Source organism: Coleofasciculus sp. (genome assembly GCF_046565525.1).
Classification (GTDB): Bacteria; Cyanobacteriota; Cyanobacteriia; order Cyanobacteriales; family Coleofasciculaceae; genus Coleofasciculus.
Map to the genome: position 1 here is coordinate 18,352 of NZ_JBKHUP010000098.1, position 9,629 is coordinate 27,980.

At 46.8% G+C, this 9,629-nt stretch carries 7 protein-coding genes; 4 read left to right on the forward strand and 3 right to left on the reverse strand.

All coding sequences use genetic code 11. From position 1 onward, the window contains the following. Positions 1-117 precede the first annotated feature (117 nt). The 4 genes from ACLGGO_RS27610 to ACLGGO_RS27625 all read left to right on the forward strand — a co-directional run bounded on the left by ACLGGO_RS27610 (position 118) and on the right by ACLGGO_RS27625 (position 7,665). The gene (locus tag ACLGGO_RS27610) at positions 118-855 is read left to right on the forward strand and encodes a peptidylprolyl isomerase (protein ID WP_446421689.1); all 738 of its coding nucleotides are present in this window, start codon (positions 118-120) and stop codon (positions 853-855) included. 57 nt (positions 856-912) lie between these two features. After that, positions 913-3,963, forward strand: coding sequence for a peptidase domain-containing ABC transporter (locus ACLGGO_RS27615; RefSeq protein ID WP_446421690.1), 3,051 nt, complete (start codon positions 913-915; stop codon positions 3,961-3,963). A 121-nt stretch (positions 3,964-4,084) separates the two neighbouring features. Then, positions 4,085-5,626 carry an HlyD family efflux transporter periplasmic adaptor subunit gene (locus ACLGGO_RS27620; protein WP_446421691.1) on the forward strand — a complete coding sequence of 514 codons (1,542 nt, stop codon included), beginning with the start codon at positions 4,085-4,087 and terminating at the stop codon, positions 5,624-5,626. A 212-nt stretch (positions 5,627-5,838) separates the two neighbouring features. Beyond that, a complete protein-coding gene (locus tag ACLGGO_RS27625; RefSeq protein WP_446421692.1) occupies positions 5,839-7,665 on the forward strand; it encodes a protein kinase domain-containing protein in 1,827 nt (608 codons plus the stop codon). A 173-nt stretch (positions 7,666-7,838) separates the two neighbouring features. Here ACLGGO_RS27625 and ACLGGO_RS27630 read toward each other — a convergent pair whose 3' ends face one another. The 3 genes from ACLGGO_RS27630 to ACLGGO_RS27640 all read right to left on the reverse strand — a co-directional run. After that, positions 7,839-8,075, reverse strand: coding sequence for a hypothetical protein (locus ACLGGO_RS27630; protein WP_446421693.1), 237 nt, complete (start codon positions 8,073-8,075; stop codon positions 7,839-7,841). Between the two features lie 142 nt (positions 8,076-8,217). Beyond that, positions 8,218-8,625 (reverse strand): hypothetical protein, encoded by a 408-nt coding sequence (locus ACLGGO_RS27635; RefSeq protein ID WP_446335010.1) that lies wholly within the window; start codon positions 8,623-8,625, stop codon positions 8,218-8,220. Between the two features lie 521 nt (positions 8,626-9,146). Then, positions 9,147-9,629: calcium-binding protein (locus tag ACLGGO_RS27640; RefSeq protein ID WP_446421694.1), on the reverse strand; the 483-nt coding region annotated here is incomplete at its 5' end.

The following is a 9,629-nucleotide window of genomic DNA, read 5'->3' on the forward strand; positions in this document are numbered from 1 at the left end:
AAGTTTCAATTAATAGTGGCGCTGGAGTATAACACTCCCTTGAAGCAAGATGTTATCTTGGAAATCACCTGATCTATAAGTTCTTGAAAACACTACCTTGAGAGGCTTCTCACCACGATGACTGCCATTTTAAAGGTTGGCGACCAAACCATCACGGCTGAAGAAGTAATTCCCCTGTTAGCCAAATATCAATTACTCCCTCAGTTATTGCGAGAAATCATTATTGATCAAGCCATTGCCACCGTACATTGTACCCCAGAAGAAAAAACGGCTGCCTGCGAGCAGTTCTATGCTAAAAATCAGCTAACTTCCGAGGAAGAGCGTCAAGCTTGGCGTGACCGTCAAGGCGTAAGTCCTGAACAAGTTGAAGAGTTAGCGGTTCGGGGGCTAAAACTGGAAAAATTTAAACAGGAGACTTGGGGACATAAGATCGAGTCCTATTTCCTCAAGCGCAAAGGACGATTAGATCGGGTAATTTACTCCCTAATTCGGACAAAGGAGGCGGCTATTGCCCAAGAACTCTATTTTCGTATCCAAGAAGGAGAACAGTCGTTTAATGAACTAGCGCGAGATTATTCCCAAGGACCTGAGGCGCAAACGGGCGGATTAGTAGGACCGGTGGAACTGAGTACACCCCACCCCACCTTGGCGCAAATGTTAACCGTTAGCCAACCCGGTCAACTTTTGCCCCCCACCCGCTTGGGCGACTGGTTTATTGTAATTCGTTTAGAAAAGTTTTTACCCGTTCAACTAGATGATGCGATGCGTCAGCGACTCCTGGAGGAAATGTTTACCACCTGGTTACAAGAACAACTGCGACAACAGATATCCTTTGGCACACCCGTTCAATCCTAAACCCTGTAGAGACGTAGCATGCTACGTCTCTACAATGCTATTCCCTGAGGCTTGCCCATGACCTACACTAAAACAACAATTCCGGATTTTCTGGCGGATATATTTCCCTTCAATCAATTTGAAGCCTCGACGCTAACTAAGTTGTCAGAAAAAAGTCAACTGTTGCGCTATCGTATGGGTCAACCCATCCTGGTGCGAGAAAAAATGCCCTCTCAGATATCAATTATCTATGAGGGAAAAGCGCGTCTTTTAAGTTACGAACAGACCACCCAAAAACCGGTCACCCTGGACTTGTTGAAACCGGGCGCGATTCTGGGTTGGGTGAGTCTGATGCGAGGTATCCCTTGTGAAACCGCAATTGCCTCCACGGAGTCGGTCTGCTTAACTATACCCACGGGTCAGTTTTTAGCCCTGATGGCACAGGAACCCACCGTTACCGCTGCGTTCCAAAACCGTTGCAGTATCCTCGAAGCTTTCGAGTTAATCGGTGCAGAGTTAGTCCGCCAAGCCAGTGGGATCACAAATCTTAAAGAACTTGCCCAAAACGCTTACCAGGATGCCCAGGTGCGTTACCTCTATCCCATGACCGACGCCAGCGAACTCCTGACGCCTGACCGGGTGTGGTTTGTCAGTGGGGGGAGTGTCGTCCGAGATTTTCCGGTGGGGAGTCGTCTGTCTCAAGAGGCAATTTCTCAGGGGCTAGATATCCAAGGGTCTACCCCAGCCAGAATTATTGGGTTTCGCGAATCGGATTTAGTCGGGGAAACTCAAACCGAACCCCCCACCACCCCAGTTACGGTAATTGACACACAGACTCCCCTAACCACCGACGATGACCCGTGGCTGGATGATGATCACGATAGCATCCCTTATGCCCCCGATAAGCCGCCAGAATCGACAGAGGATGCAGACCAAACCTCCCAAAAACACCGCAAATATCCCCATGTCCGAGGGAAAGGACCCCTGGATAGTACCGTAGCCTGTTTCCAAATGCTGAGTAAGCATTTAGAGATGCCCTTTCGCCGTGATGTGATTCGTCGGGTACTCAATGATCAGATGCAGCGAACTGGGGGTCTTTCCTTGCCCCTGTGTGGTGCGGTGGCGGATTTAATCGGCTTACATGCCCAATTGGTGAATGTACCGCCCCAATCGCTCAATCGCCTGCAAACCCCCGCCCTCGTCCCTTGGTATGAAGGTTTTGCTGTTCTCTATGAAGCCAAGCCCCGGGAACTGGTGCTGGGTGTGCCGGAACTAGGGATTGTCCGCCGCAAACCTGCCGATTTACTCGATAGTTTACCGAAACCAGAAACTGAAGACGGGGAGTCGCCCGCCGCGATTCCGGTGCTGCTGGTACAACGGACGAAGCACACCCAGCAGCAACGCTTTGGCTTGCAATGGTTTCTCCCGTCTCTGGTGCGCTACCGCCAGGTCTTAATCTTGGTGTTTATCGCCTCCTTTTTTGTGCAGCTATTTGGACTGGCGAATCCGTTGATGATCCAGGTGATCATCGATAAGGTTATTGTGCAGAACAGTATTGATACACTACATGTGCTGGGGTTTTTCCTGGTAATTATTGCCATTTTTGAGGCATTATTAACCAGTTTCCGGACCTATCTATTTGTGGATACCACGAACCGGATTGACATGCATCTGGGTTCGGAGATTATTGACCACTTAGTCCGCTTACCGTTGCGGTATTTTGAAAAGCGTCCAGTGGGGGAACTGGCGAGTCGAATTAATGAGTTGGAAAATATTCGTCAGTTTCTCACGGGAACGGCGTTGACGGTGGTGTTAGATGCGGTGTTTTCCGTGTTGTACATCGTGGTCATGTTTATTTATAGTTGGGTGCTAACAATTGTCTCGTTGGCGATTATTCCCTTATTTGTGTTGTTAACCGTCATTGTTTCGCCGATTGTCCGTCGCCAACTGCGGGTTAAAGCTGAACGGAACGCCCAGACGCAATCCTATTTAGTCGAAGTCATGTCTGGGATTCAAACGGTAAAAGCGCAAAACATTGAGTTGCGAACGCGCTGGCAATGGCAGGAACGCTATGCCCGGTATGTATCGGCGGGGTTCAAGACGGTGCTAACCTCCACAACGGCGGGTTCAGCGAGTAATTTCTTGAATAAACTCTCGGCGTTGTTAGTGCTGTGGGTGGGTGCTTATCTGGTTTTGGATGGACAATTAACCCTGGGGCAATTAATCGCGTTTCGGATTATTTCCGGCTATGTTACCAGTCCCTTACTCCGATTAGCCCAACTGTGGCAAAATTTCCAAGAAACGGCGCTATCTTTAGAACGGTTAAGTGATATTGTGGATAGCCCCCAAGAAGCGGATGAGGCGGATCGCTTAAATATTCCCATGCCTGCGATTAAAGGGGAAGTGGAGTATGAAAATCTTTCCTTCCGCTTTGGTACGAGTGGTCCTTGGCAATTAACCAATATTAACCTGCATTTTCCGGCGGGCGTATTTGTCGGGATTGTCGGTCAAAGTGGTTCGGGTAAGAGTACATTAATGAAACTTTTACCCCGCCTCTATGATATTGATTCAGGGCGAATTCTGATCGACAACTACGATATCTCCAAAGTTGAACTCTATTCCCTGCGTCGTCAAGTGGGAATTGTACCCCAGGATAGTCTGCTGTTTGATGGTACGGTACAAGATAATATTGCCCTGACCAATCCCGATGCTAGCGCCGAGGAAATCATTGAAGCCGCCAAGGTAGCCGCCGCTCATGATTTTATTATGGGGTTGTCCAGTGGTTACAATACAAGAGTGGGGGAGCGAGGATCATCGCTATCAGGGGGACAACGCCAGCGGATTGCCATTGCCCGCACGGTACTGCAAAATCCGCGACTTTTAATTCTAGACGAAGCTACCAGCGCCCTCGACTATGACACCGAACGACAAGTTTGTTTAAATTTAATTGAAGCCTTCAAAGGACGCACTGTCTTTTTCATTACCCACCGTTTAACTACCATTCGCAACAGCGACATCATTTTAATGATGGATAAAGGGTCAGTCGTTGAACAAGGAACCCATGACGAACTGATGGCAATGCAAGGGCGCTACTACTGCCTCTATCAACAGCAAGACGCTCAACTTTAATGGTCATTCGTCTTTTGTCATTCGTCTTTTGTTTTTTCCAAGTGCCCACTATGACAAAAGTTGTTTGACTCTAAACAGTGACTCAATAAGCAATGACCAATGACGAAGGACTAATACTATAATGAATCAACGCAACGGATCTAAAGCCAGCCAACCCGTCGCCATATCGCCTTCCCAGTCGGTGAAAACCGCAACCAAAGCCGGAACGACTCGTCGGACGAATAAACCCCCGGAATTTGATCAACCCGTAATTTTACAACAATCTCCCCTGTGGCCCCGAATGATTGTCGTAGCGATTATTGGCGTGACAGCATTAAGCGTCGGTTGGGCTTGTGTGGCGCAAATCGAAGAAGCCATTCCCGCCCAAGGGAAACTCGAACCCAAAGCGGCTGTCAAGGAAGTGCAAGCCCCCCAGGGTGGGGTTGTCGGGGTGGTGGACATTGAAGAAGGCGATCGCGTCGAAAAAGGGGATACCCTGCTCACCTTTGACCAAACAGCGGCTCAAGCTCAATTTAAATCGCTCCAGCAAATTCGCGCCGCTTTGATCCAAGAAAATCAATTTTATCAAGCTCAGATGACGGGCAAAGCCGTTGCCATTGACCCGGAAAATCTGCCCGAGAAACTCCCCCCCCAAATTGCCTCACTCACCAAAAATCGGGCGGCTTTAGTGGAAGAAAAGAACTACTATCAAGCCCAACTCACCGGAGATCCTACCGGTTTAACCTTGGCACAACGGCAACGCCTACAGGCAAGCCAAAACGAGTATAACTCTCGCGTCGCGGCGGCGGATTTAGAAGTCGAACAACTCGACCGACAACTGACTCAAACCCAAATCCAACTTGCCGATGCCGTACAAGTGTTAGCGCTTAATCGAGAAATTACCGATCGCCTAGAGAATCTGTGGCAAGAGGGCGCATTCGGGGAACTGCAGTATCTGCGTCAGAAACAAGACACTGAAAGCAGCGCCGCTGAGGTAGAGCGTCTCAAGAAAGAACAGGAACGGTTAGACAAAGCAATCGAGCAAGCCCAGGAACGTAAACAAAACACCATGGCGCTCTCGGAAGAAGAACTGCGAACGCTGATTGCTCAAAACGAACAACGGATTGCCGAAATTGACAGCCAACTCACCAAAATTATTGTTGAAAATCAAAAACGCCTCCAAGAAATTGAGAGTCAACTCAGCCAAACGCAGTTAACGTTAACCTATCAAAAATTACAAGCGCCTGAAAGTGGCAAAGTCTTTGACCTCAAAGCCCATACCGGATTTGTCGCCAACACCAGTGAGCCTGTGGTGAAAATCGTACCGGATGATACCCTTGTTGCCAAAGTTTATATCACCAACAAAGACATTGGTTTTGTCAACGAAGGAATGCCCGTGGATGTCCGAGTTGATTCTTTTCCCTATAGCGAATTTGGAGATGTCAAAGGCGAGTTAGTCCAGATTGGTTCTGATGCTTTACCCCCTAATGAAGTCTACCCATTCTACCGTTTTCCAGCGGAAATTCGCATGGATAGACAAACAATATTAATCAACGGCAAAGAAATTCCCTTGCAATCAGGGATGTCGGTGAGTACCAATATCAGGGTACGCAAGCGTCCTGTGATTAGTATCTTCAGCGACTTGTTTATGCGGAAAATTGATAGTGTGAAAACTGTACGATAAAAAGTTTTGAGTTTTGAGAAGGTTGTAGGGGCGGGTTTCACTATTAAGGTTTTTTGCCACCCGGATGTGACTAAACCCGCCCCGACTAAATTCAAAGAGCGATCCCTGGCGCTACTATGGGAGGCAGAACTTTCCTAAAAGCATTCCCTTCTCAAACCTGGGAACGAGGAGGAGGCTAAGGAACGAGGCAAATGACCTAAGACAAATGACGCATGAGTTACTGCATCAACCTCACCTGTCAGTCTCCCCAAAACCATAATGGGACTAGGGTTTGCCAAAGCTGTGGGGCAAAATTACAGCTAGGCGATCGCTATAGACCCATTCGCCAAATTGGTCAAGGGGGTTTCGGCAGAACCTTCTTGGCGGTAGATGAATATAAACCCTCGAAACCTTATTGCGTAATTAAACAAGTTTTTCCCCAGGTTCAAGGGAGTCAAAACAGGCAAAAAGTTACAGAACTCTTTGAACAAGAAGCCGTGCGCCTAGATGAATTGGGTAAACATCCCCAAATTCCGGAACTCTTGGCGCATTTTGAAGCAGAGGGCTGTCAATATTTGGTGCAAGAGTTTATTCCGGGGCAAACTTTAGCCGAAAAACTGGCGCAAGCGGGTAGCTTTGGTGAAGCTCAAATTATTGACCTGTTGCAGGATTTATTACCCGTCTTACAATTTATCCACAACCAACAGGTGATTCATCGAGATGTTAAACCCGAAAATATTATTCAACGTCTTCCCTCTTCATCGTCTCAACTGACTCAAATTCCCACGACGGCTGCTGCGCCAAAACTGGTACTGGTGGATTTTGGCGCGTCCAAGTTTTCCCCTAGAACCGCCTTATCTGTTACCGGAACAATTATTGGGAGTGCAGGATATACCGCCCCGGAACAAGCCGCTGGGAAAGCCGTATTTGCTAGTGATATCTATAGTCTAGGTGTCACTTGTATTCACCTTTTAACCCAAACTGATCCCTTTGAACTCTATTCCTTCGATGACGGAGTTTGGATATGGCGAGACGTTCTGAAAACTCCCATCAGTGAACGATTAGGTCGAATTCTGGATAAAATGCTGCACGGTGCGACGAAGCAGCGTTATCAGTCGGCGACAGAGGTTCTTCAAGACTTAGAGGCGATGACGAATCCGTCTTCCTTATCCCTGTCTAAGACAGCGTCTTTTCTTCCTATCAGAACAGAAATTATTGTCGCTAAACTGGGTGACGCTGATTATCGACGTATCCGGGATGCGATTAAACAGGCGGAACCTCAGACACGCATCGTGGTGCGCCCGGGTTTCTATCGGGAAAGTTTAGTAATTGATAAGGACGTTGAAATTGTCGGCGAGGGACAACCAGAGGATATTATAATCGAAAGTCGATACCAACCTTGTCTGCAAATTCAGACCGAACAAGCCGTGATTCGGGGGTTAACCCTGCGCCATCAGGATTGGTTTAATCTGCAACAGGCAAATGGGATGGGGCGTCTGGTGAGTGAACCGTTGCTGAAGCCTTATGGGATTGATATTCCTCAAGGACAATGCATTCTGGAAGGTTGTACTATACTATCCAACGGGATTGCCTGTATCTATATTCATGGCGCGATCGCGAATCCGCAAATCCGCCATTGTCAGATCCAGGGAGGGGCGATGTATGGGATTTTGGTGAGTCAGAAGGGTCAGGGATTAATAGAACACTGTACCCTATCGGATCATCATACAGGCGTGTATATCCTCAAAGGCAGTCATCCGACTCTACGGCACTGCAAAATTTCTAGAATGCAGCAAGATGGCGTATTTATTGGTTCTGATTGTAAAGTGATCTTAGCCGCTTGCGATATTGCTGGAAACGGGGGAGTCGGCGTCACGATTCAAAAAGAGGGTAATGCTAAGATTTGGCAATGTCAGATTAATCGGAATCAAGCACAAGGAATTTATGTGGAATCAAATGGTGCAGGTCCGATTGAGGCGTGTGATTTAAGTGGGAATCGGGGTGGGGCGTGGTATATTGCGTCCCAGTGTTCCGTCAATCGGAATGGAAATCGAGAGTAGAAGACGCGCCATATTCATGCAGCAAGCCATTACCTCTTGCTTTTTGCTTTCCCTGCTTCCCTTAAAAGGGCGGGTTTAGTCAAGCTATCCGACATCAACAGAACGTTATCTGTTAAACCCGCCCCTACACCCCCTATTCCCTACCCCCACCACAAAACTTATTCAGCTTTCCCCTAAGTTTCGTAAGAACGCCCGCCTCTAGACAGCGCAGTTGCCAAGGCGATTCCGGGTAAGGTGATCACGATAGCCCAAGGCGATCGCAACCAGTCTAGCTGTGCTTCTTTTCGGTGATAAGACTTATACTTGCTATAGCTACAGGCTTGGGCAGAACTGGCTGAACTTAGCGCCACACCTGCTGCGATCGCGCTCGTTGCCAAAATAGCGGCGACTACTACTTTAGGTTTCATCATTTTAACTAAATCTTAAAGGAGTTTGCTGGAATCCGTGTTTGCACCCAACTTGTCTAGATTTTATCGCGGTTTTCACTAAATTAGATCCCCGACTTGTTCAACAAATCGGGGATCTGAGGGAATGTTGGCAGAGGTTTAGGGATTAATAGAGATTGTCCTTAAACCAATGCTGATGTTTTATCCGTCTATAGGTCACTTCTGTGATCCTGTGGACGCCATTGATCTGAATGCCTAGATTCAACAGCATCTCCCAACCTTCACCTAAAAGATTCAGTCCCAGTAATTCTCCTTGATTAAAGCAAATACTGTGTTCTTGAAACTTACTTAATTCGATCAGTTTCCCATTCCATACTAAAGACTCTAAAAGTATGGACTTCGTATTATTTCCGTTCAGGAAAGAATCCGAGTAACTAAATGTCCCTCTACCAACTCCACGCACCTGAAACTCATAGCAGAGGGCATCACGTGAGCCAAACTTGGTATTAACTTTGGCTAAGAGCTGGGAATTGCTAGGGGTAGCAACAGAAACAGTTGAGTAATTTTGATTCATTGGAAGTCTATAGGTAAAGGACAATCCTCTTGCTTCAGACAACACCCGGTCAAGCTTGAGTATTTACAATTCTATGTATTGCGCTTAATTAATATTTATAACATTCCGTTTACAAACTGTCTAGCATTCTCATGAAAATTGATGATAATTTTCAGAAAATCGGTCAATTAATTAATTTTTAATTGTAAAATTAAGCTGGGGTAAATTCATTTCTGTAAATATATTAAAAAAGATAAATTTAAGCCGCAAAGGTTTAGTCACAAGCCGTAATGCGCTAATCTGAATGAAGAGTGTACATGCAACCTACTTCCACCCAGCGATCTCTCACGCTTGGGTTTCTTTTTTGCCACCTGGCGCGATCGCGAAATATCCGATTCATATTTTTGTAGGTGTCAAGATATACCTGTAGAGACGTTGCATGTAACGTCTCTACAAGGTTTTTGCGGTTGGCATAAAAGGGGATAGTCAACCCGGAACCCGGATTGGGTAAGCGTAAGCTGACTGATTATGGCTTAACGGGTTTAACTGGAAAACACAGTAAGTTCTGCGCCAAAAATATCAGTGGATTGAGCCGCCACAGTCTGAACATCAACATTATGAAGCGTTGCCATAATCGAACGATGAGCTAAACCGATCATTGTATTATTACCTTGTCCGATCAAAACCACGCCGCGTAGATCGGAGAGTCCCAAGTCAATTTGATCTTGATAGGGGTTAAAGTTATTAATCTCACTAGATCCCCACATTTCTAAGCCAATGGTATCCTGTCCACCACCCAGCCAGATTTGATTTTGACCTATACCTGCATTAATGAAATCATCACCTGAACCACTATAAATAATGTCATTTCCATCTCCGGTATTAATCGTATTTACCCCTTCACCCGCGTAGATGGTATCATCACCCGATCCCGTGGTAATCCAATCAGCAGCCGAACCGCCATAAATCAGGTTATCGCCGCCTCCAGCATCAATTATATTTTCCCCTTCATTGGCATAAATCGT